20 protein-coding genes and 1 tRNA gene are annotated in these 24075 nt (G+C 49.0%); 15 read left to right on the forward strand and 6 right to left on the reverse strand.

Translation table 11 applies throughout. The features are described from left to right. Window positions 1–24: 24 nt before the first annotated feature. On the reverse strand, window positions 25–444 hold the full coding sequence (locus tag ACETK5_RS04885; protein WP_100538450.1) for a hypothetical protein: 420 nt from the start codon (window positions 442–444) through the stop codon (window positions 25–27). Window positions 445–625: 181 nt separating this feature from the next. Between ACETK5_RS04885 and ACETK5_RS04890 the strand changes: the two genes are divergently transcribed. The 3 genes from ACETK5_RS04890 (at window position 626) to ACETK5_RS04900 (ending at window position 2290) form a co-directional block, all read left to right on the forward strand. After that, window positions 626–709, forward strand: a tRNA-Leu gene (locus ACETK5_RS04890). A gap of 159 nt (window positions 710–868) precedes the next feature. Further along, the gene (locus ACETK5_RS04895) at window positions 869–1183 is read left to right on the forward strand and encodes a DUF6944 family repetitive protein (RefSeq protein WP_394054402.1); all 315 of its coding nucleotides are present in this window, start codon (window positions 869–871) and stop codon (window positions 1181–1183) included. Window positions 1184–1402: 219 nt separating this feature from the next. After that, on the forward strand, window positions 1403–2290 hold the full coding sequence (locus ACETK5_RS04900) for a divergent polysaccharide deacetylase family protein (protein ID WP_326113849.1): 888 nt from the start codon (window positions 1403–1405) through the stop codon (window positions 2288–2290). Between the two features lie 182 nt (window positions 2291–2472). On the opposite strand, the gene ACETK5_RS04905 is transcribed toward ACETK5_RS04900, so the two are convergent. Both ACETK5_RS04905 and ACETK5_RS04910 read right to left on the reverse strand, forming a co-directional pair. After that, complete coding sequence (locus ACETK5_RS04905) at window positions 2473–4713, reverse strand: methyl-accepting chemotaxis protein (RefSeq protein WP_326113850.1); 2241 nt, start codon at window positions 4711–4713, stop codon at window positions 2473–2475. Between the two features lie 201 nt (window positions 4714–4914). After that, entirely contained in the window at window positions 4915–5718 is an 804-nt protein-coding gene (locus ACETK5_RS04910; protein WP_243390801.1) for an N-acetylmuramoyl-L-alanine amidase, read from the reverse strand. A gap of 151 nt (window positions 5719–5869) precedes the next feature. Here ACETK5_RS04910 and ACETK5_RS04915 point away from each other — a divergent pair, with 151 nt between their 5' ends. Next, on the forward strand, window positions 5870–6061 hold the full coding sequence (locus ACETK5_RS04915; protein WP_326114098.1) for a YqzE family protein: 192 nt from the start codon (window positions 5870–5872) through the stop codon (window positions 6059–6061). A gap of 254 nt (window positions 6062–6315) precedes the next feature. Here ACETK5_RS04915 and ACETK5_RS04920 read toward each other — a convergent pair whose 3' ends face one another. From ACETK5_RS04920 to ACETK5_RS04930, 3 genes are all read right to left on the reverse strand, one after another. Next, window positions 6316–7446, reverse strand: a complete 1131-nt coding sequence (locus ACETK5_RS04920; RefSeq protein WP_394054403.1) for a hypothetical protein — start codon at window positions 7444–7446, stop codon at window positions 6316–6318. A 159-nt stretch (window positions 7447–7605) separates the two neighbouring features. Beyond that, complete coding sequence (locus ACETK5_RS04925) at window positions 7606–8568, reverse strand: YqhG family protein (protein WP_394054404.1); 963 nt, start codon at window positions 8566–8568, stop codon at window positions 7606–7608. A 1-nt stretch (window position 8569) separates the two neighbouring features. Then, window positions 8570–10327, reverse strand: a complete 1758-nt coding sequence (locus ACETK5_RS04930; protein WP_100538445.1) for a DEAD/DEAH box helicase — start codon at window positions 10325–10327, stop codon at window positions 8570–8572. Window positions 10328–10751: 424 nt separating this feature from the next. Between ACETK5_RS04930 and ACETK5_RS04935 the strand changes: the two genes are divergently transcribed. The 11 genes from ACETK5_RS04935 (at window position 10752) to ACETK5_RS04985 (ending at window position 23960) form a co-directional block, all read left to right on the forward strand. Continuing rightward, a complete protein-coding gene (locus ACETK5_RS04935) occupies window positions 10752–13397 on the forward strand; it encodes an adenosylcobalamin-dependent ribonucleoside-diphosphate reductase (RefSeq protein ID WP_394057328.1) in 2646 nt (881 codons plus the stop codon). A gap of 220 nt (window positions 13398–13617) precedes the next feature. Further along, a complete protein-coding gene (locus ACETK5_RS04940; protein WP_394054405.1) occupies window positions 13618–13764 on the forward strand; it encodes a hypothetical protein in 147 nt (48 codons plus the stop codon). Window positions 13765–14111: 347 nt separating this feature from the next. Next, window positions 14112–15272: a GntR family transcriptional regulator gene (locus ACETK5_RS04945; RefSeq protein ID WP_394054406.1), complete on the forward strand. Its 1161-nt coding sequence runs from the start codon at window positions 14112–14114 to the stop codon at window positions 15270–15272. Window positions 15273–15876: 604 nt separating this feature from the next. Further along, window positions 15877–16827 carry an ABC transporter permease gene (locus ACETK5_RS04950; protein ID WP_326119002.1) on the forward strand — a complete coding sequence of 317 codons (951 nt, stop codon included), beginning with the start codon at window positions 15877–15879 and terminating at the stop codon, window positions 16825–16827. 32 nt (window positions 16828–16859) lie between these two features. Continuing rightward, the gene (locus tag ACETK5_RS04955; RefSeq protein ID WP_100538438.1) at window positions 16860–17780 is read left to right on the forward strand and encodes a carbohydrate ABC transporter permease; all 921 of its coding nucleotides are present in this window, start codon (window positions 16860–16862) and stop codon (window positions 17778–17780) included. Window positions 17781–17870: 90 nt separating this feature from the next. Beyond that, window positions 17871–19529 (forward strand): extracellular solute-binding protein, encoded by a 1659-nt coding sequence (locus ACETK5_RS04960; protein ID WP_394054407.1) that lies wholly within the window; start codon window positions 17871–17873, stop codon window positions 19527–19529. 94 nt (window positions 19530–19623) lie between these two features. Continuing rightward, on the forward strand, window positions 19624–20412 hold the full coding sequence (locus ACETK5_RS04965; RefSeq protein ID WP_100538436.1) for a phytanoyl-CoA dioxygenase family protein: 789 nt from the start codon (window positions 19624–19626) through the stop codon (window positions 20410–20412). A 41-nt stretch (window positions 20413–20453) separates the two neighbouring features. Continuing rightward, a complete protein-coding gene (locus ACETK5_RS04970) occupies window positions 20454–21437 on the forward strand; it encodes a Gfo/Idh/MocA family protein (RefSeq protein WP_326113857.1) in 984 nt (327 codons plus the stop codon). 18 nt (window positions 21438–21455) lie between these two features. Further along, window positions 21456–22538, forward strand: coding sequence for a Gfo/Idh/MocA family protein (locus ACETK5_RS04975; RefSeq protein WP_394054408.1), 1083 nt, complete (start codon window positions 21456–21458; stop codon window positions 22536–22538). Between the two features lie 326 nt (window positions 22539–22864). Next, a complete protein-coding gene (locus ACETK5_RS04980; RefSeq protein ID WP_394054409.1) occupies window positions 22865–23233 on the forward strand; it encodes an RDD family protein in 369 nt (122 codons plus the stop codon). Window positions 23234–23489: 256 nt separating this feature from the next. Next, window positions 23490–23960, forward strand: a complete 471-nt coding sequence (locus ACETK5_RS04985; protein ID WP_394057329.1) for a P-loop nucleotide/nucleoside kinase family protein — start codon at window positions 23490–23492, stop codon at window positions 23958–23960. The last annotated feature ends 115 nt before the right edge of the window (window positions 23961–24075 follow it).

A 24075-nucleotide genomic window follows, 5' to 3' on the forward strand; every position in this document is an offset into this window, starting at 1 on the left:
ATTCTCTGTTTAAGGGGCAGCGATTTAGCGGGCGGAAACAGCGGCAGGAGGATGGGCTTGCATAGAGGACTCGGTCTCGGGCGAGACCAGTCCAAGATAGGCTCGCATGCGGTCCATCATCTCCTCACGGAAGGATGGCCATAGAATGTTCATCGAACCAATGTAACCACGACATGCATATCGCGCCTGGATTCCTTCCTGGTTTTGCCCGATATCATACACCTTGATCGCCCGCTTGGTAAATTCTTGCTTCACCTCACGAAGAAGCACAGCAGCCCGCTTGGCTCCGTTCCCCACAACCTCTACATACAATTGAGGGCTCTTGAAGACACCGCTCTCCTGAATGATTCGGCAATCCCTTTCAAACACCTTATGGATAAACATCAGCAGCAGGTAACTTTTGATCAATGCTCGTTCCTCCGTCGTAACAGCCGGTATGGCCATCAACATCACCGCCTTTATATAGAAAATGGTTATTGAATGAGAACTTATGTTCTTATTTTAACCGAAAAACAGGTTTTTAATCAAGTTCAAAAAAAATGTTGACTCGATTCACATGGCGTGATATTATATATCTTGTCGCCGCTGATAAGGACTTGTCTCCTATAAGCGATGAACATGATACGCGGTCGTGGCGGAATTGGCAGACGCGCACGGTTCAGGTCCGTGTGGGCTAACCCCCGTGGAGGTTCGAGTCCTCTCGACCGCATTCTTCTGAAGAAGCTCGTAAACTTGCTTTTTAGCAGTTTACGAGCTTTTTTTGTGTTTAGATTTGGAAGGGGCGGGATGTAAGACTTTAACCAAAATAAATGATGCGCGTATTATATTAAATAATGAAATATATGGATAGTTGAAAGAAGGGATTGCCTTGCCAGCTAAGTCATTGGATCCTCAGGAGCAGCTCGCGGCCTATGCTTGGCTGCAAGCATTGGGGACGAATATTGCCGCGCTTGGTCAAACGAAAATGCTGTCCAAAAGAAGGAAGCAGCAGGATGAAGGTCAACGGCTCTCCATCCTTGGAAATGCGATGCAGTCGATAGCCAACGCCGCTCAGGCTAAAATTACCGCGGAGCTGCGGGGCACGGCTGCGAATAAGAAAGCCAACGATCTGACGGTGGCCGGCAATCTTCTGCAATCCGTCGGAAATGCGCTGCAGGTCATTGCGGGAGCGGGGGATTCCTGAATGACGATGCTTTTTACTTTTTGAAGGGGAGCTGAACCGAATCAATAAGGAATATGAAACAAGACGTTTTCCGGCGACGGGAAGTGTCTTGTTTTTATTTCTTAGTAAAAAGGTTGTGTGTCTATGCTGAATGCACCTTGCTTACATATTTGCAAACCTTTTCTCAAACAATACGGTTAGGTGTGATTAGCATGAAAATGAATGGAAAGGGGAGTAACCATGCGGAACGTATATAAAAAATCGGCTATCTTGCTGTGTGTGATATGGATCCTCGTAAACGCAGGCCAGATCGGATATGGGGCGGGAGTGATGAGGATCCCAGCGGCAGATCCTCATCATCAAGAAACAAAAGAAATGCACAAAGAATCCGGGAGCAGCAGGCATGGTCAGGAAGCGAAAGTTAAAAAGTTAGCCGTCATCATCGATGATTTTGGCAATGATCAGAAAGGGACTCAGGAAATGCTCAATCTGCCTGTCAAGATTACGGTCGCCGTGATGCCTTTTTTGTCGACAAGCGTGAAGGACGCCGAAGCCGCGCATCGTCAAGGCCATGACGTCATTATCCATATGCCCATGGAGCCTAAGCAAGGACGATCTTCCTGGCTTGGACCGGGTGCCATTCTGAGTTCGCTCACCGATGAGGAGATTCGTAAACGCATGGAAGAGGCAATCGATTCGGTCCCTTACGCCGTAGGGATTAATAATCATATGGGCTCCAAGGTTACCGGGGATGAGCGGGTCATGTCCATTGTACTCGAAGTATGCAGGGAGAGAGGGTTGTTCTTTATCGACAGCAAGACAAACTACCGCAGCGTGGTTGGCAAATTGGCAGCGGAGAAGGGGATGCCGTCCATCGCCAATGACATATTCCTGGATGATGTTCATACCGTTCAGCACGTGAGTAAGCAGCTGCAGACTGCGGCACAGCATGCGGAAGAGAGAACATCCTGCATTGCCATTGGCCATGTCGGCAAATATGGAACGCGAACGGCAGAAGCACTGAAAGGAACCATTCCGAAACTGCAGACAAAGGTGGAGTTTGTCGGTATCAGCGATCTGGTCAGAGAGCATTCAAGCTGGAGGCCTGATCCGCTTCGTGCGCATTAGCGCAATAGCAGAACCGATGGCAATGTAATGGCATCTTGTGAGTAACTGGACGGTACAAAGGTTATCGGACAATGGTCAGCCCACTCCCTGCACGGCCATAAAAAACAATAGCCTTCCATACAAGCCCCCGGTGATTCGGATCCCTGTATGGAAGGCTGTACTTATATTGAGGTGCATTCAATTTATCGGATACGGGAATCGGTGAGCTTGAATTGTCCTACCAGCTGCTGCATGGATTTTGCAATAACTTCAACATTACCGGAAGTGTACCTTACGCTTTCGATTTCCTGTGTAAGCTCCTGTACCTTGCTCTCCACATCCTTGGAAATCTTCCGGTTCTCCTTGCTGACCGATGCAATTTTCTCCATGAGCTGTACCACTTTATCAACAGCCTGATGCTTTCGCAGATCATCCTCGGCAGCGGCGGCGAGCAGTTCGGAGGCGGCGGAAACCAGCAGATTCCCTTCTTGCACGACCTTGGTTCCTTCCTTCATCGATAGCACGGCTTGCTGGGCGTCTTTATAGATATGGCTGATAATTTGATGGACCTCTTCCGTGGACTGTCTGGTCAGTTCGGACAGCTTCCGGATTTCGCTAGCAACCACGGCAAATCCTTGTCCGTGTTCTCCGACCCGCGCCGCCTCAATCGAAGCATTCAGGGCCAGTAAATGGGTTTGGGAGGATATTTGCTCGATGGCGTGCAGCACGCCCGTGACCTCCTGAACGGTTCCCATGAAATTACGGATCGTCTGATTCGTTTCCTCGACTTTTGAGGAGATATGGGACATCTTGTCTCCGATACGGACCACTTCATTCTTGGCTACATCAATCTGTTGATTCGCTTGCCGTTCCAGCTGGCGTAGGGTCTCCCGCATCTGTTCCGCGCTTTCCTTCACCGCATCGATATCCTGCAGCTGGCTGCGCATGCTGCGAATCATCTCGCTAATGTTGCCGCTGACACGCTGTGCGGAAGTAACGGTGACGGCCGTTGTGTCATTCATGACCTGTTGGCTGGCGGAAACATCCCCTGCCGTTAATTTCACCTGCATCATGATGCTTTCCAGGGAGTCGATCATATTATTGATCCATTTGGCTAATTCGCGCGTTTCGTCCTGATCGAATCGGTGAATATCCAGCCGCTGCGTCAAATCGCCGCTGCCTTCGGCATTCATGCGGATGAACCGGCTGAGGCTGCGAAGACGATCCGCGAAGCGCCCGATTTCTTTACGGCCGACCAGGGAAGAGGTAAGAAGGCCAGTGACCAAGCAGGCGAATCCTCCTACAATTGCGGCGAATGCGGGTGACCCATAAGCAGCAGTAACATAAACAATGAGAGCGATCAGAATACTGGACAAAAGGGTGGATCCGCCATGGAGCTTAGCGTGTCTAAAGCGAATGCTGCGAATGCGGTAAACCTCTTCCAAATCTCCTTCGCACATCATTCCCCAAACATCCGGACAATGGGGCAAGCGGAACGTGACGCCTTTGCCGATCACGGAAATGTGGCGGTAATCGGAATATCCCGGAAAGACCACGAACAGATTGCTTCCGTTCGCAATGGTATTGGCTACTCCCGGGTGCAGCTGACCCGTCGCCGGATCGGTGAAGATAAGCTCAAGCTCGGTATGCTCTTTAACGGAAACGGTTCCCCAATCGGTGGTAACACCGTCCTTCAGGTTCTCGCCATGAGTAAAGGTTCGATCTTCAAACCTGCTTCTGGAAAGAGCGGTTCCGGGAGCGATGTGATGATTCATTTCGGGCCTGGCCATGAAAATGTAGTTGTCGCCGGAATCAGGGTAAACGTGGCCGGATTCCCGCTGGATTAAATCTCCGATCACGTCATTCGGCACACGGCCGCACAGGATGCCGGCAAACGTGCCGTTCGTGTAGATGGCATTCATGAACAGAAGCGTCATTTTGTCGTGAAAGGTAGAGGATCGCGGGCCAATGGTCAACGTGATGGGGTCGGCATATGGCCCAAAGAGCAATTTGCCGGTGTCTGAACCGGTAAGATAGGTGATCGCTTGGCCCAGAGGGCTGCTGTTGCTATAGCTGGCTCCAATGTGTGAAGCATATGTAGAGTACGTGACTTCACCAGAGGGGTTCAACAAGAATAATTCCGTAAAGTCGGTAGCGCGCGAATACAAGGCAGAGAAGAGCTGTTCCTGATTCAACCGGGTGTCTGAAGACAAAGGGCGAGGACGTTCGCTGCCGACTTGCGAATCATGGGGGTTATCCTTGTTCAGCTGCTCCTTCAGTCGTTCCAGATGTCCCCAATACTCATAACTCCAAGTGAACAGCAGTTCTTTACGCGTTTCGGCAATACCTTCGAATATGTCTTCAACATCGTTCTTCAAATTACGATTCAGACGCCATGAAATCCAGAGCGGAAGTCCCTGGCGATAGCCAAGCCAGTCCAACATCGCGATCTCCCCCAATTCCTATTTGAGTAATCTATCTTTCTATATGTTAGTTATACTATCATAATATCCCGAAATTTCTATCATAATTTCAAAAAAAATGATACATATTTCATATTGATGTTAATTAAAGTTACATAATATAAGGCTGATAGACCTAATTATTGAGCAGGCAGGTCTATATAGCAAAAAAACAGCCCCTAACTACAGGGCTGTTAAATAACTGATAATCCCGTCGGCAATGGCCTCGGCGATCTGCATTTGACCGTTACGGCCGGTTAATAATGTCCGGTCCTCCATATTGCTGAGAAAGCCGGTTTCGACAATGACGGCGGGTACTTTGGTTTGATTCAGCAGATAATATGGTTTACCTACCATGATGTGATTGTTGTTACGGTAAACCAGATTCAACTGCTCTTGTATGGTGTCCGCAAGCAGCGTGCTGCGTCCCTCGGATTGATGCAGAACGATGCCTCCGCGCTTGGACGAGTTCTTTCCCCAATTCACATGAATGCTGACCACCAGCTTGGTCGGGATTTCACTGCTGAGCTGCTTGCGCTGCGACAGATCGCGGCGATGTCTCGAGGAGCTTCGATGCCAACGGTTGTCGTCGCTAAGCGCGTAATCGGCATCGCGGTTCAGGACGGCATGATAACCTTCCTTGCGAAGCAGCATGAACAGTCTGCGCGAAATGGCCAGGTTGATATCCTTTTCGAGAATGTCTCCATACGACGTTCCTCCATCGATTCCGCCATGCCCCACATCGATCATAATGACATCATGGGCAAAAGGGTGCAGCTGCCTTAGTTCTGACTGGTCGATCTCCTGCCCTGAAGAGTGGGTGGATTCCGGCGTTTCGGTCAGTAGCCTTGTTGTCGATATGGGGATGGGATGAACGGCATGCGCGGGGCGCGTCATGGCTTGCTCCTTCACTGGATAGGCTTCCATAACAGAACTCGGGAGTGCCAGTGTAAAGAGAAGCATCCATACCATGGCTGTCTTAATCATGTTGGCTCCCTTCTTTCACGTAAAATTTTCGGCTTTTTTAGAATGTGCATTTGGCGGAAAAATCATGCTGTTCAAGTGCGTGCGTCTAGAATCGATCGAAATGGAGCAAACTGATACTGGGATGTGGAAAAACCATAAGGAGTTGATTCGTATGGCTAGCGGAGATGAATTGATCAAGTACATTACCGAACGCGTGGTTCATTATATAGATACGCCTAAGGACGTTCGGCGCCAGGCGAAGGTGAAGGAATCCTGGACCACAAGATGGTTCGGCATGATTCCGCTCTCCATGTCGCTGTGGAAAGAGGATGTAACCGCCAAACGCAAAAAAAAGACAAAGTAGCTGCTGCTGCATGTTATTATGAATCCGCATTTTGTACATCGTGCGAGTTGCTTCATGTGCGCACGATCTCCGGTTTGGGGCGACCAAGCTCCTGGATGGCTGTCGACCCATGTGGGTGAACATGTTGTAAAACGCCGTGAAATCATAAAGGACGCTGCCCTGTGAAAGGGCCGCGTCCTTTTGTCATTTATGGCATATTTTGCAGGAATGAGGGCTGTTGTATGGGATGGCGTATGATATTCGTAAATCGCTTGTTAGCTGCCGAAGCCGTATTCTTCCGGCTGAGCATAAAATTGTCCCTGCCCGATTAACCGGGATGCCGGCAGGAAACGGAGGGTGTCCGTATTCCGCAAGGGAACCGAAACATATAGCGCAGCCGGGTTCTCCTGATTCCCCGATGACCAGCGATGCCAGCCGGTTAAGTTAAAAGGTGCGCCGTAAGCGGCATTGCCTTTTTTGGACTTGAATATCAGGGTGGAGTGCTCCTGCAGTAAATTCCGCAGATCGGCGCTGCTTCGGGCCGTTAGATTGCTTGAGGTCAGCCACAGCAGATTATCGTAAGGATCAAGAGAGTCCCCGGATGCGATGGACGGCGTTCCGGCAAACCAACGATTCGACGTGGATGAAGCCACGAGTCCTTTGGCTGCGGCAGGCAGGGATATGGATGCCGGCTTAGTCTTTGTTTGTGTCTTCTGAGGCTCATCCGGGAGCGCTTCGCTGTTCAGTGCACTAAAATAGACCGGCTTTTTGCCGGGGAGCTGGACCTGCCAGACAGGGGATACTTCATACAGCTTACGCACGATGCTCCCTTGAGGCAATGATCCTCCGGCCTTCATAAGACCTTCCGCAGCGAGCCGCTCTTTCAGCGGAGCTTGGCTGTAGGGAAGGGTCGAGCCGATCCCGTATTCACTTAGGATATATCCACCCTCTTCTCCTGCACTGATAATCATGTATCCTTGCGGCAGTCCTTCAGCGGAAATCGTGACCAGCCAGCCGTGCGTGCCCGGACCGAGCGGGGTGAATTCGAGTTTTGCTTCGTCCCAGGTCGTAAATGGCGCATGGGCCGATAATTGAGCGACGGTCTCCTCAGCAAAGTCCATCAAACTCCCGGGCACCTGAGCCACGGCTTTGTTCGGATTAACACCTGAAATGCCTAATATATGATGATCCGCTGTAAACGGAGTGCCTGTCAGACTAAGGCTATCCGCAGAATTGGAAACATCGGCTTGGCTTGCAGCAGCTATGCTTGCCTGCGGCTGGACCGTGCTGAACGACAGGATGGTCGTTACGATAACGGAGACAGACAACATTCGATATCGGCTCAACTGCTTATTATAGGGTGATCTGGGCTTAAAATCCTTGTCATTATGGTTATGAAGTTTCATGTTCCACCGTTTCAAATCATTAACCGCCTTTCCTTGGCCCTACACGCCATGGATGTGATGGAATCATCATATCGGACAAGCTCTGCAAAGGCTGTTGCAAGCTGTCGCGGCAGGAGAAGGGAGAATGGTTCTTTTTTTGCCTGCTTTTGTAGAGGGGCGTCATGATGACGCACCCACAGGCGAACATAGATGAAATAGACCGCAGGTTATGACGGACAAGCTCACTTTCGGCTCGTACTGCCACTGCATTTCGGACCGGCGGTTCTTATATTGCTCCTCGATAAGCGCTTTTTTCTCTTCGTCCTGCTCCTTGAGCAGGTCCTCGTAATAGCTGTCGATGACCAACAGTTCATCTTCAAGACGTTCTCTTGCTTTTGTGGCCCAGTCATAGTCGAGCTTGCTTAGCTTGTCGATGAGATGGTTCTCCAGCGCATCTACGGCCTGCTGCAAGGTGAGCGCAGCCGGGCGGACATGAACGCTCTCCGGCAAGCGGGGCGTCAGTTCGCGTCCATTCAGGACCGCCGGGAAGTCTTGGGCGATCGAACGGCTGGATAGTGAGATGCCGAGAAAAAACAATTCCTCCCGCTTCAGATCACAGCTGAACTCCACCTTGAAACAGACGCCCAGCCACTGCTCATACGGAGTGGAACGGGCTCGCGGACGCGGCTCGGTCTCGCGCTGCTGGAACAGATAGACGCATTTGCCTTCCTCCCGGGAAGCATTCCAGATCTGTGCGAGCCGGCTGCTGCCGTAGCCGATGTTCTCCCGCTGAATGCGGCCGGGACCAAGGATAGGCAGCACCGGGGCATTCCCATAAAAGCGGGCCAGGAGTGGATCCTGCGCAGGCGCAGCGAGCTGCACTTTGGTTTCGGCTTCTTTGGTCTTTGCCAGCCGTTCGTCGTATTTTTCCGGATCAAACACGAAATTGAACGACAACGTTTCGGCGGGAGCGCCGGTACGTTCCACGAAGCCCCAGTAATACGGGCGGTTGGTGAGCATTTTGTCAGCTTGCGGCGACAGTTTCACGGTGACGTGCTCAGGCGATTTTTCAATGACGGTGCATTCGGTGGCTTCCAAATAGGCCATGAAGTGCTGCTGCACCTCCTGCGGCGTCATGGTCATATTAGGCCTCTTCCTCTCTCAGATTTTCTTCGACGATGCTTCCTTGCTCGATATCCTGTTTAATATGGTGAATCGAGTCACCCAGTGTACTGATGCGCTGGCGAATTTCATCATCGTTGCCGGACTCCAGCATGATTTTGTACAGGCTCTTCTCGATGGATTCCTTCTTCTCGAACCGCTCCAGGATGACGTCCAGTCCGCCGATGACCATCTCGAACATGTTGATTTTCTCGTGCAGCAGATTCAGGATATGCTCTTCAATGGTTCCCGACGTGGACAGGTTGTAGATCTTCACGTCATTGGTCTGGCCGAGACGATGCACACGTCCGATCCGCTGCTCGACCCGCATGGGATTCCAGGGCAGATCAAAGTTGATCATATGGTGGCAGAATTGCAGATTGATGCCTTCACCCCCGGCTTCCGTCGCAATCATGACCTGCGCCTTGCCCCGGAAGAGGTCCATCATCCAGTCCTTCTTGCCGCGGTTCATGCCGCCCCGGTACGGTACGGAGATCAGTCCGTGATCGCGGAAATAATTGAGCAAGTATTCCTGCGTGGCGCGGTATTCCGTAAATACAATGACCTTCTCGTTCATTTGCTGGATCAGCTCAATGGCTTTTTCCGCCTTGGTGTTGGCTTTGATGGCCTTGATGAGATAGACCAGCTCCCAGATTTTATCGCGCAGCGGCGAGTCCTCCGGCAGCTTCTTGGACAGATTAACAAGAGTCACGAAGACGGCATCGCGGCTGCTGCACACTTCACGCTGGAGGGTAACGAGGGACAGCATACTGCTTAAATTTCCCCCTGCTGCCTGATACTGATCTTTGACGAAGGACGTGACGCCGTCGTATAATGACTGTTCTTCGGGCGAGAGGCTAAGCCCTACATTGCGGACGGATCGCTTGGTGAATTTCACTTCGCCTTCGCCGCGGCGGTTACGGATCATGACCTTGGACAGCTCATCCTTGAGCTGATCCTGGTTCTTGGGTCTTCGTTTATCGACAACAAAATTAGCGGCAAACTGCCCTTGGCCTCCGAGCTGACCCGGCTTCAGCAGGGTGATCAGATTGAAGAGCTCACTGAGATCGTTCTGCACCGGCGTGGCCGTCAGCAAGAGGCAGTATTTTTTGCGCAGCTTTTGAATGAATTGATAATTGGACGTTTTCTTGTTCTTGAGCTTGTGCGCCTCATCGATGATGAGCATATCGTACTCCTCGTTCAGCAGAATCTCCTGATGCGGATCGCGTTTGGCCGTGTCCATGGAGGCGACAACGATATCATTGCCCCAGGAGTACGCTTTTTTCTGCGCAATCGCGGGAATGCCGAACTTGGAGTTGAGCTCGCGAACCCATTGCAGCACAAGGGAAGCCGGAACCAGAATCAACACTTTGGATACCAGGCCGCGCACGATGTATTCTTTTAAAATAAGGCCGGCTTCAATCGTCTTCCCAAGTCCCACCTCATCGGCCAGAATCGCTCTGCCCGACATCTCGAACAAGACGCGTCTTGCGGTATCGGTCTGATGGGGGAGCGGGGACAAGCCGCCAAGGTGCTTGAGGCATTGCAGTTCTTCAAAGCTTGTAACGAGACGCGATTTCTCGCCCTCCACGGCAAGCTGGGCCAGACGATAGTCACCCCAAGGTCCGCCCTTGTCCAGTCGACCGGCGAGATCGTCAAACCAGGAACGGTCGATCTGCAGTGGAACGGGAAGGCGCGGGTCGAAAATCATGCCTGAGTCGGCAGATGGCTGATGGTTCATGTCGATCTCCTCCTGTTGTGAAAGATTCCGGGCCAACGGTGTATATGTAGTATGGACGAAAAAAGAAGTCTTCATAACCTTGCACGGATTCGGAAGGGCGTGGAATAACCCGAATGGCGCACGGCTGCTGGAATTGGATATTTTCATCCTTTTTTTTCATAGGGAATGGCGAAAAAGAGAGCGAGAGGAAGAAAGCGGAAGCTTGCGAGCGGGAGCTTGGATTTGTCGGCTTAATTTTCACAATATCGGCATAGTTAACCTATATATAGTGTAGTATAATGAATTAGTAGCACTATATATGGTGTATATAGTGGTTTTTGATGTTTGACCGACTACATAACAGGTTATGTTGTTGGTGAGCGCATATACTGGGGAATCTTTTTAATTTTATATCTTATATAGGAGGTAGTTGCTCTTGAGTACGATGCAGAATCAGCGGCTGGAAGGTTTAAGCGAGAAGATCTTTTTGGACCGGTATGCCTGGAAGGATGCCGACACCAACAACGCTAAGGTAGGCGATGTGGTGCTCGTTCTGACGAAGGATGATCCTAAATTTCCGACCAAGGAAGTTGGCGAAATCGTGAAGCGCGAAGGCCGCAAGGTCACGGTGAAGACACGGAAGGGCGAGCTTGTGGAATCGGATGTGGAGAAGCTGACGTTAACCATCGAGAAAACGCCGGAAGAAATGTGGGATCGACTCGCGGCCGCCATGTCATCGGTTGAGGCAACGCCGGAACTGCAGGAAGAGTGGCGCGGGAAGTTCCGCGAGATTCTGGATGATTGGAAGCTGGTGCCGGGCGGACGGATTGCAGCCGGAGCGGGTGCAAGCGATGAATTGACGCTGTTCAACTGCTACGTGATTCCTTCACCGAAGGACAGCCGGGGCGGTATCATGGAAACCCTGTCCGAGATGACCGAGATTATGGCACGCGGCGGCGGTGTCGGCATTAACTTGTCTTCCCTGCGTCCTCGGCGCGCGATTGTAAGAGGCGTGAACGGATCTTCCAGCGGTGCGGTATCGTGGGGCGGATTGTTCAGTTATACAACGGGATTGATCGAGCAGGGCGGAAGCCGCCGGGGTGCGCTCATGCTGATGATTAACGATTGGCATCCGGACGTGGAGGATTTCATTACGGTAAAGCAGACGATGGGACAAGTTACGAATGCGAACCTGTCGGTATGCGTCAGCAACGATTTCATGAAGGCCGTAAAGGAAGATCTGGACTGGGAGCTGGTGTTCCCGGATACTACCGATCCGAATTATGATGAGCTGTGGGACGGCGATCTGGATAAATGGAAGAAAGCTGGACGCAGTATCATTCCATATAAAACGGTAAAAGCACGCGAGGTCTGGCATACCATTATCGAATCCGCGTGGAAATCGGCAGAGCCGGGCGTCGTCTTCATGGAATACTACAACCAGATGTCCAACAGCTGGTATTTCAACCCGATTATCTGTACGAACCCTTGCGGTGAGCAGGGACTCCCGGGCTGGGGCGTATGCAACCTGTCCGCGATGAACCTGTCGAAGTTCTATGATGAAGCGAATCATGACGTTGCCTGGGAAGAGCTGGCGACAACGACGCGTTACTCCGTGCGGTTCCTGGATAATGTCATTGACCGGACGCCGTACCATTTTGAAGAAAACGAATTGAATCAGAAGAAAGAGCGGCGCGTGGGTCTCGGAACGATGGGTCTGGCCGAGCTGATGATCAAGCTGAACATCCGTTACGGCAGCCCGGAATCGCTGGAGTTCCTGGATAAGCTGTATGGCTTCATCGCGCGCGAAGCGTATCTTGCATCCGCCGATATTGCCGAGGAGAAGGGTTCGTTCCAGGCATTCGATGCCGAACTGTACCTGCAAAGCGGATTCATGAAAAATATGACCGAGGTATATCCAGAAGTTGCTGAAGCGGTACGCAACAAAGGTGCACGCAACGTAACCGTCATCACCCAAGCACCGACAGGCAGCACGGGTACGATGGTCGGAACGTCGACGGGTATCGAGCCGTACTTCGCCTTCAAATACTTCCGTCAAAGCCGTCTCGGCTTCGACGAGCAGTTCGTCCCAATTGCCCAGGATTGGCTGGACAGCCATCCGGGTGAGGAGCTTCCGGACTATTACGTCACGGCGATGAGTCTTTCCGCCGAGGATCATATCCGCGTGCAAGCGGCGATTCAGCGTTGGGTGGACAGCTCCATCTCGAAGACGGCGAACTGTCCGGCGGACTTCACGGTGGAAGATACGAAGCGCCTGTACGAGCTGGCATTCGATCTGGGATGCAAAGGCGTAACGATCTACCGCGACGGCAGCCGCGACGTGCAGGTGCTGCAGACGGAGAAAAAAGAAGACAAAGCCGCCGAAGCGACGACAGCTTCTACCGCGGAAACGGCGCTGGAGCAAAGCGCGGCAGGCCAAGCCGCTGAGGATGCGGCGAGCGTGGAGCCGGCGGCTGCAAGCATGGCCGTGACAGCCTCACCGAGCAAGAGCGGGCTGGATAAACAATACAAGAAGCGTCCGCAAGTGCTGCGCGGCGCAACCTATAAAATGAACACGCCGTTCGGTATGGCGTACATTACGATCAACGATCTGGACGGCATTCCAAGCGAAATCTTCCTGAACGTCGGCAAAGCTGGATCGGATGTGTTCGCGATGGCGGAAGCCTTGGGCCGCGTATGCTCCCTGTTCCTCCGTTACGGGGACCACGGCAATAAGGTGGAGCTGCTGATCAAGCACCTCAAAGGCATCGGCGGCACCGGCGCGATCGGCTTCGGCGCCAACCGCGTGGAATCCATCGCCGACGCCGTGGCGAAGGCACTCGAAACGCATGTGGCCAACAACGCCGAGGCGGATCATGACCATGATCCGGCACCGGTCGCAGCCACGATGGCGCCTGTCGATGCAGGCGAAGCCGGGGCAACGCCAGCTGCTGGATATGGCGGACATGGCGCACACGCAGGCGGGGGCTCCATGTCGCTGGATCTGTGCCCATCCTGCGGCGGGGCATCCTTGATTAACATCGAGGGGTGCAAGACGTGCGGGAACTGCGGGTATAGTAAGTGTTCGTAAGGAAGTTGAACTCTTCGTTTAGAAAACATTAAATAATGAATAATGAATGATCATTTCAAATGCATTGGAGATTTCCGCGAAGGCGGGGATCTCTTTTTTTATGGTTCCGGCAGAGCGATGCCGATAGTATGGAGTTCTTTATAGGGAATGACATAGCATTATGACGGGTAACTCATTCTGGCAAGAGACGAGACTTTATCCCATGGTTTTACTTCCCTTTATGTTCTTGTTATTTGCAGCGGCAATGATTAGTCGAAGCCTGTACAAATTGACAGGAAATATTTGGCTCGGTGCAATGGTGAACACATTGATCATAACGATGATTGGAGTTGCGAACACGGCTACCTTGGTTTCTTTTCAGACCTAAAAGCACATGTGGAATTTATGGTAGTGCAGGGGCATGCAAGATAGCTTACAAAGACAAGAAGGCAGTCGATGTTAGAACAGTCGGCTGCTTTTTGTTATGCTAACGGGCAAATTAAAACCGGGAGATGTTAATCTCGTTTACTGGGATTTGTCGTTTTGATCATACAAAAAGTCCCTTTCAGGGCGGGCTATTTTCTCAGGTAAAAGAAAATCCACCCTCCCCATCAAAGAGTCTAAGGGTATTCACATCCAGCTGCACGACGCATTTATTCCACCCTAATGGAATAAAACGATGGCGTCTTTCGTAATGTATATATTGAACATATTGATTGAAATGTGGTGATTCGGATGAACCCAACGGAAAGAATACCTTTGTATCAGATGGTTCAAGAGTATATACGCGACTTGATAACATCACAAGTATTGAAAATCGGTGACCGTATACCTACGGAAAAGGAACTCATGGAGCGTTTCGGAGTAAGCAAGATTACGGTGGTGAATGCCCTCTCCGGATTGGTCAACGAAAGAATCATAACGAGGGTGCCCGGAAAAGGGACTTTTGTAAGCGATCCTGAATATGAAATTCCGATGACACCTCCTAAAAGTGCCGTAAAGCAAATCCATAAAACTAGCGGAGAAACGCGGACACGGTTGATAGGCCTAATTATGCCGAGCATTTATGACTACTTTACCATTAGGCTTATACAAGGCATTCAGCAAGCACTAAATGAGAACGATTACCGCTGCGTTATCTATTTATCAGAGGGCAACCTAGATAAGGAAAAAGAGGCTATCCAGACATGCAGTAAAATCGGAGTGGAAGGCTTACTGATTTTCCCGGTTGACGAGGAATTATTCAACGAGGAAATATTAAGCATGAAATTTGCGGGTTTTCCGTTCGTTCTCATCGACCGTTACCTTCCTGGGGTGGAAACTCATTATATAGCATCAGACGGTAGGCTTGGCGTTAACATGGCTGTCAATTACCTGTGGGAGCTGGGGCATCGTGATATCGCTATTTGCTCTGATTCGCCCATACAAACCGTTACTGTTCAAGAGCGGATCGATGGATATATGAATGCCTTCAAGGAAAAGGGATCACTCATTAACCCTGCCCACATCGTAACCGATTTTGAAATCGGAAGTTTGGTGCAAGCTCAAACACATCCCCTATACCGCTATATTCAAAATCGAATGGCAACGGCCTACATTACGCTAAATGGAAGTCTTGGCGTGAAAATCTATCAGATGGCGCGTCAAGCTGGATTGAAGGTGCCTGAGGACATATCCATCATCAGTTTTGACGATCCGACTTCCATCATCGAAGGATACAGCACGTTCACGCATGTTAAACAGTTTGAACGAGACATGGGTTACCGTGCGGCTTGCACGCTGCTTGAGGTCATTAACAGTGAAGACGGGCAACACGGAAAATTCGTTAAAACCCTAGTGGAGCCGGAATTGGTGATTGGCGAGACGACGGGAAAAAACGTTTTCTCCACTTCATGATATCAACACCCGCTACTCTCTTATATATAGGTAACCTAATAACGAGTCCGACGCGCTTTCTATTCGAACGAAGCGAGGGCGTTTGGGCTCTTCTGCTAGGTCAACTACAACTTCCTCACATCAAATCCCCCCCCCCATAATAAGTCCCAAATCCATAAAGAAATTCAGCAGAAGCTCTTCCAACAATTTCATATGTATATATTGAATATAATGTACCCTCATCAAGGAATAAAGCGCCTGAAAAGAAGGATGCGATTAAGGGGTGCTTAATCCGTTATTTATAACCTAAAGAATAGGAGCCTCCTCTTGCTCAACAACCGCTTTCTTTTCAAGCAGCCCCCCATGCATTCATTAATGCAACCACCAGAACCTTTTTGACCTGAAGATTACTTTTTATCCAAATGAGGAAATTATGGAATGATTTCAACACCATATTGAATATATTTAAACTATAGATATGAAACCGCTTGCAATAAAGGAGGGGGAGACAGTCGCTATATACCGTCGAAACATCGAAAATCATGGGCATTGGCTCTGTTCCTAAGCTATCGGGAATGGATTCGTAAAAATCCGATACGACGAAGATGTAGGAGGTGTTCGGAAAATGGTATCAAAGGGTGTGGTTATCCCTGGATTTGAGCAATTAAAGAAGAATAAGAAACTCAGTAAAATATGGTATTTCAGGCATATATATTTATTTTTGCTTCCTGCTCTTATCTGGTTTCTGGTGTTTGCTTACTATCCGATGTACGGCATTTTAATAGCGTTCAAAGATTACAAATTCAATCTGGGAATATTGGGGAGTCCGTGGGCAGGCTTTAAATATTTCGAACAGTTTTTAAACGATTCCAGTTTTTACGATGTACTCCGCAATACGTTATCCATTAGTGCCCTTAAACTTTTTTTCGGATTTCCAGCTCCATTGATCCTAGCCTTAATGCTCAATGCCGTCATGCACAAAAAATTCAAAAGAGTGTTTCAAACGATTTCCTATCTGCCGCACTTCGTTTCGTGGGTCGTAGTCGTTACCTTACTTCAAAAAATCCTGTCTCCGAACGTTGGGCTTATTAATGACATTCGCTACCAAATGGGTTTGGATCCGATCTTTTTTATGGGAAAGCCGGAATTATTCTATCCATTGGTCATCATTTCCGACATCTGGAAAGGTGTAGGCTGGGGTTCGATCATTTACTTAGCCGCGTTAACGAATATCGATCCGCACTTGTATGAAGCTGCGGAAATCGACGGGGCAGGTCGATGGAGCAAACTATTTAAGATCACGCTTCCATGCCTGACTCCAACGATCGGCATATTGCTCATATTCTCCCTCAGCGGAATACTGAACGCGGGTTTTGACCAAATCTGGCTGATGCAGTCCCCGGCCACATTAAGCGTCTCGGAGATATTGGACACCTATGTCTTAAAAACAGGCCTACAACAGGGGCAACTAGCCTATTCCACGGCCATTGGCTTATTCAAGTCTGCGATTTCGCTGCTGCTCATCGTTGCTGTCAATAATATATCCAGACGCGTGAGTAACGTATCGTTATGGTAATCAGCTAGCACTGAAGACAAGGAGGTGTGTGTATGGGTGTGAGAAGGCTGACGCCAGCAGATAAAATGTATATGACGCTTAACTATGCGGTGCTGCTTTTATTCTGCGCTACGGCACTCTATCCATTTATTTATTTTCTAGCCCTTTCTTTCAATGACGGCTACGATGCGATGAAGGGTGGAATCTATTTTTTTCCTAGAGTGTTTACATTAGAAAACTATGCTAAAGCTTTCAGCAACCATTTGATCTTGAATTCGTTTTATATTTCCATTACCCGAACCGTTGTGGTCACGGTTGCCTCCGTATTTTTGACGGCCTTATTAGCCTACGCACTTTCGCGGAAAGGTTTGCCCGGAAGAAAGTATATCGTATTCTTCTTTTTCTTTACGACGTTGTTCAGCGGAGGACTTATTCCGACGTTTATCCTGTTCCGGCAAATCCACATCCTGGATACGTTTTGGGTGTTGGTGCTGCCATCCCTATATAATTTTTTCAATGCAATTATCATGAAAACCTTCTTCGACGGGATCCCCGAAGGTCTGTCGGAGTCGGCCCGAATCGACGGGGCAAGCGAGTTGTCGGTATTTGCAAGAATCATACTACCTCTTTCGATGCCGGTGCTTGCTACCATTGCCTTATTTGTCGGGGTGGGCGTGTGGAATGACTGGTTTACCGGTCAGTTTTTCATACAGAATGAAAACCTGCAGCCTGCAGCTACGTTTCTTAACAAGATGATCAGCGAAGCGTCTTTCCAGTCGATGACGTCGTCCTCGGGAAATAGCGGATCTGCCATTCAAAACATGACCGAGGCGCAGATGGAGCTGCGAGGCGTAACGCCGGAAGCCTTGAGGATGACTTTCGTCATTATCATTACGACTCCGATCATCTGTGTGTATCCATTCCTTCAAAAATATTTTGTGAAAGGCGTACTGGTAGGTTCTCTTAAGGAATAGTTGGTATAAAAGGTTATGCCTTTTATATAAAAACTTCCAATGGAAGGGGATTGTAGGATGAGGATGAACAGGCGTAGGAGTGTGCTTGGCATGGCACTAATCGCTTTACTGCTTTTAGTGACCATGACGGCATGTACGGGAAAAGGCGGAGGGGAGGATGCAGGCACGGTTGACACGGGTCCGAAGGAGCAAGGTACGGAAGAAATAAAACCGGTAACCTTGACTTTCCTCAGTGCTTGGAACGGTGGCGGAGCCGGTTTCCCGCAGGACCAGGAGAATAATCCCGTAGCCCAGCAAATTAGGGAAAAAACCGGGGTCACGTTGAAACTGGAATCCATCACAACCAGTGAAGTAGAAAAACTAAACACCATTTTTGCTTCCGGTACGGTTCCTGATATCGTTAACGCACCTTTCTGGTCTACGACAGGAGGAGAAGGACAAGTCATCAAGAAGGCGGCCATGGAAGGACAGCTTCTGGATTTAACCCCTTATCTCGATAAATACCCGAATATTAAAAGACTTGTGACAACCGGGATCGCGAAGGATTTTGCCGAGTTCGATCTCAACAGTCCCGAATTTGAAGGCAAGACCTATCTCATTCCTACGGAGACCCCGGACGGGACCCCCGAGAGCATTCATAATTGGAATTACGGCCTTTTTGCCAGGGGAGATATCCTGAAAGCATTAAACGTAAAAGCGGAGGATATTGATACGCAAGAAGAGCTAGTTGATCTATTGATCAAGATCAGAGATGGCGGTTTCAAGGATATTGGCGGGAAGCCGGTCATCCCTGCCGGAACCATGTGGAATGGATGGGATTACGGTCAATTCCTTGCCGGGTGGACGGATTACACGATTTCGGACTACCGTGAAGTGGATGGAAAACTGATTCACTGGACGCAGTCCAAGGATCATGAAGCTAGGTTGTTATACATGAGAAAGTTATTAACGGAAGGTTTGTTTGATCTTGAAGCCTTCAACAATACGAGCACAACAGCGAATGAAAAGCTGACGACGGGCAAGCTTGCCGTATTCGGAGCCCAGCCTATGTTAGTTGATTTACAAAAAACGCTTTATAAGACAAATCCGGAAATGCAATATGAACTACTCGGACCGATGAAGAATAAGAGCGGAAACATTCGAACGCAAGTGGAAAAACCCGGCCGTTCCGGTTTCCCTGCCCTTTTCTTAAGCGCTAACATCAAAGATCCCGATGCGGCATTACGGTACATTGATTATGTCAACAGCGAAGAAGGCCGATTGCTTGCGTATTTCGGGATCGAAGGAACGCACTACACGATGGAAAACGGGATACCCCAATGGATCCCGGATGTGAAAAAACAATTCGATGAAAACCCGGATCTGAAAAGAGACGCAGGGCTCAGTTATCTTCCGGGAAGGTTCATCGGGGCATTCTCCTCTGAAGTCACTTGGCCTACGCCGGAAGATCAAAAAACGGAGTGGCAAAAGCTGGAGGAAAGTTTCTCGGCAAAAATGCCTATCAAAATCATAGACAAAGTAAGCGCCAGCTACCTTGCAAGAGAGTGGCCTAAATATCAGGAATATATCGATAAAACCAGCAGTTTGAATTTCGATGAGGAATTTAAGAAAGCCTTTTTTGCGGCGTCAGATGAAGAAGCTCTAAATATGCTTCATAGTGTTCAAGAAAAATTTAGAGCTGCCGGCGTGGAAGAAATGTCGGAGTTCGTGGCTCAAAAAGCTGCAGAACGGGATGATGTCGGGTTCTAGTGAAGAGGTTTGCGGGATGGTGTCACTGCCATCCCGAATATTTCATGAATACTAGGTCAGTCTTCTTTTAAATATGCAAGAGAGGGGACAACTCATGTTAAACCCGGTCGTTTCAGCAGGCGCATTCACTGAACTCGATAAGTTTATGTTCGAATCGTGGGGTTATTTTGTCATTCCGAATGTGCTGTCGAAAGAGGAGGTCAAAGAATGCCTGCAGGCATCAATTCGACTTCATGAAGCGGCAGGTACAGTCGGTTGGGGTCAAGTCGGCAGAGGGTATGAGTCTGAACACGCTCTTGAAAACTTAATGGATCATCCCTCGGTTTTACCGAAGATAAGGGGGTTACTTGGCGATCGATTCATTATGCAGTCCGGGTGGAATACGATGCAGCCGGCAATGGGGAGGATGGGAGGCTGGCATCAAGACGGATCCAGCGCCTTCGATTTTAAGAATCTGGGGTACCCAGTCCCTCTTATTCAGCTCCGTGCTTCATTTTTATTGACCGATCAGGAAGAACCCGGCATGGGGAATATGGAGTTGATTCCAGGCAGCCACCGCAGTCTCGTTCCACTACCGGATTCAATCCGGACTGCAAATTCGGGTACGCCGATCAGCCATGTGATATGTGCGTCTGCAGGGTCAGTCCTGGTGTTTCACAACGCAGTATGGCATCGGGCGTACGAACATAATTGGGATTACGACCGCTATACCATGCATTACATCTATAGCCCTCCGTGGGTAAAGCCCTCGGACCGTTTTCATAACGATGTCAACTTTATGCAAAGAACTACGCCTGTGCGAAGAGCTTTAATGGGGGATTTTTCAAGGCCTGATGCGCCATTTGGAGCAAGTTATACGCCACCACCCTTTGAAGAAAACTAAAATCTTGTAAAAAAATACAAACGATGACGGAGGGGAAACGCATGTTGAACGTTGCGATGTTAAGTAAGTGGCATGTGCATGCAGATGATTATGCAAGAAGGTTGCAATCTCACGGTAACGTTAAACTCACGGCAGTCTGGGACGAACAGCCTGAGCGCGGAAGCGAATGGGCTGCCCGATTGGGAACGGATTTTGAAGCGGATTTGGATACGTTGCTAGAGCGGGAAGACATCGATGGGGTCGTGGTGGATGCCCCTACAAGCATGCACGCTGACGTTATGGTAGCTGCCGCTGAGGCCGGCAAACACATTTTTACTGAGAAAGCCATGGCTCTTACCGTCCAAGAATGTGATCGGATATCCGCGGCGGTACGTAAAGCAGGGGTCAAGTTCTGCATTTCATTTCCCGCTCGCACAAGGCCTCACCAATTGTTCGCGAAGCAGCTGATCGATGACCAAGTATTAGGGGATGTCACCCTTTTGCGCATTCGGAACGGCCACGACGGCGCATTGAACAATTGGCTTCCGGAATACTGGTACGATGAGAAGCAAACCGGCGGCGGAGCGATGATGGATTTGGGATGTCATCCGATGTACTTAGCCAGTTGGATGTTAGGTCAGCCCAAACGAATCACCTCCATGTTTCATTATTTCACCCATCGTGCAGTGGAAGATAATGCGCAGTGCTCCATTGAGTTCGTCAACAACGCGGTCGCATTGGTCGAAACGAGCCTGGTGACGTACAGAACTCCTTCCGCTCTCGAGATTTACGGAACGGAGGGCACCTTGATGATCTCAGATGATACCGTCAGAGTCATCTCGAAGAAGCTCGATGCCCCTTTTTCCGGATGGATCTCACCCACTCAACTCCCTAAAGAGCAGCCGCTTCCGATCATCCAATGGGCGGATGCCTTGATTCATGACAAGCCGATGCCCTTCGGATTGGAAGAGGGAACGAAATTGACGGAGCTATTGGAAGCGGCATACATCGCTCATAAGGAAAACCGAACGGTAGAGTTTAAATAACGCGAGGGAGGGAATTCCATGAGAACCGTAAAAGTAGGGATCATCGGTTGCGGAATGATTGCGAACGGCAAACATATGCCGTGTTTGTCCAAGGTAGACAACGTACAGATGGTGGCCTTCTGCGACTTGAAGCCGGAAAGAGCCGAGGAAGCCGCGAAAAAATACGGCACGCCTGAAGCAAAGGTGTTTACTAATTACATCGATCTGCTTGCCATGGAAGAGATTGAGGTCGTGCATGTGCTAACACCGAACAGCTCGCACGCGACGATTTCCATTGATGCGCTCGAAAGCGGTAAACATGTCATGTGCGAAAAACCCATGGCGGTCACAGGTGCGGAGGCCAAAGCGATGTACGAAGCCCACTTGCGAACAGGCAAGAAGCTTACCGTCGGGTACCAGAATCGCTCCAACGCCAAAAGCCAGCTGTTAAAAAAGATGATCGCCGATGGGGAGCTTGGAGATATCTATTTGGCAAAAGCGGTCGCTACCCGAAGAAGAGGCGTTCCGACATGGGGCGTGTTTCTGGATAAAGAGAAACAGGGTGGCGGTCCCATGATCGATATTGGAACCCACTCCCTGGATCTGATCCTATGGTTGATGGATAACTATGAGCCGGTGAGTGTCGTCGGCAGTGTCTTCCATAAACTGAAGTATACCGAAAATGCCGCGAACGAATGGGGGGCCTGGGATCCAAACGAATTCGAGGTAGAAGATTCGGCGTTCGGGTATGTGAAGTTCAAAAACGGAGCGACGGTCATCATTGAAACCAGCTGGGCCCTGAACATTGCGGAAGGTGGCGGCAACCTGCTGTGCGGAACGAAGGGCGGGGCGGATTTTGCCAAAAATGAACTGCGGATCAATGGCGAGCGGGACGGGAGCTTGTTCCTGAATAAAATCGAGGTGAATCCGAATGCACGAGAGCAATTCAGGGGAGAAGAATTGACGGATTTCGAATATGAAGCCAAACAATGGATTCACAGTATCGTGAACGATACCGAACCCTTGGTTAAACCGAGGGAAGCGATGATTGTTTCACAAATATTAGAGGCGGTGTATATATCCGCAGAAACAGGAAAAACCGTTTATTTTGATCAGGAATAAGGACGTGAAATAAAGAGCGCTATTCCGTGGTAATTTCCCCTCATGGTAGACAGTGAAAAAAGAGTTCATGGTAGTGGGGGAGGCTTCGAAGAACGAAGGCCTGCAGCATAAGTCATGATCATGACCTGCTGCGGGCCTTTGTTTGTGTTCGGGGGAAGAAGTGCGATCGGGGGGACATGTTCAGCATGAAGGAGGCAAAGCATTCGATTCACTTATTCAACAGAAACTTGAGAAATTCAGGAGGAAGAATCACTTATTCTGAAGAATTATTTAATACCGTAAACTATCAACCTATGTAGGGGAGCAGGGTATGAGAAGGGGTTAGGATGAAATTATTCCTTAAACGGTTAGTTGCGTATTGGCTTGATATTATTTTGATTGCATTAATTCTTATTTTCCTTCAATTGCTGATGTATAAAACAACGTCTGGCTTCCCCTTTGATTATTTGCATGAGGGAATTGAAATAGAGATTTGGGTACTTTTATCCATGTCCTTGCCAGTTTGGACATATTTTATTACGTTTGAGATGTATAAACAGCAAACTATTGGAAAACGACTGCTAAGGTTAATTGTTATGGACAAAGAGGGATCAAAAATCAATTTCTATCAAGCATTATGTAGAAGCTTTATAAGACTGTTGCCATGGGAGCTAACACATGTAATTTCTGGTTCCACAACCCTGGTGGAGTATTGAAATGCCAAAGAATCCATATTTAATTTTAATTCCCAATATCATTTTGATTTTATATATCGTAGTTTTATTTTTTAATAGAGGGAAAGCAGGTATACATGACTATTTTGCACACACGAGAGTAAAGGAAATATAGGTGAGTTTTCTGGTTGACTGTTCAAGATGGCAGCAACCTCTGAAAGGAGAATATTAGTTGCATATCAATTTTGAAATAGATGATTTTATTAACCAAGCAGATGCTTCCGCTCCATTAGTAGCAATGATGTGTGGAGTAGCAGGATCAGGAAAAACAACATTGGCTCAAAGATTAGAGAAGAGAGGTTTTGTACGTCTTTCCATTGATGAAGAAATATGGGCTACACATGGTCGTTACGGAATTGACTACCCCATTGAAATGTATGAGCAATTAAAAGTTGAAGCTGAAATAAAGTTGCGTAATGAACTCGTCAATCTCTTGAATGAAAAGCGCAATGTGGTTGTCGATTTCAGTTTTTGGCAACGAAAAAGACGAAATGAATATAAGAAGTTAATTGAAGATGGAGGCGGAGTGTGGAAACTAATATATTTGAAAGTTCATCCTAATGAATTACGTGAACGACTTCGCATTCGGAGCCAGCGATTCGATGCCAATGCAGCATTTACAATAACAGAAGATATATTATCTTCATTCCTAGAGGGTTTTGAAGTGCCTACTGGTGAAGGGGAAATGATCATAGAAGCAAATAGTTAGATTTTATCTTGTTTGGCTTAACTAAAGATGAATTTATTGAAAAGCAAATGGAAGATGGAGAATGATTATAAAGCTCATCAAGGTTGTTAAAACGAATCATCCGAAACAGGAAAGG

Source organism: Paenibacillus ilasis, from assembly GCF_043195395.1.
Lineage (GTDB): Bacteria > Bacillota > Bacilli > Paenibacillales > Paenibacillaceae > Paenibacillus_AQ > Paenibacillus_AQ lautus.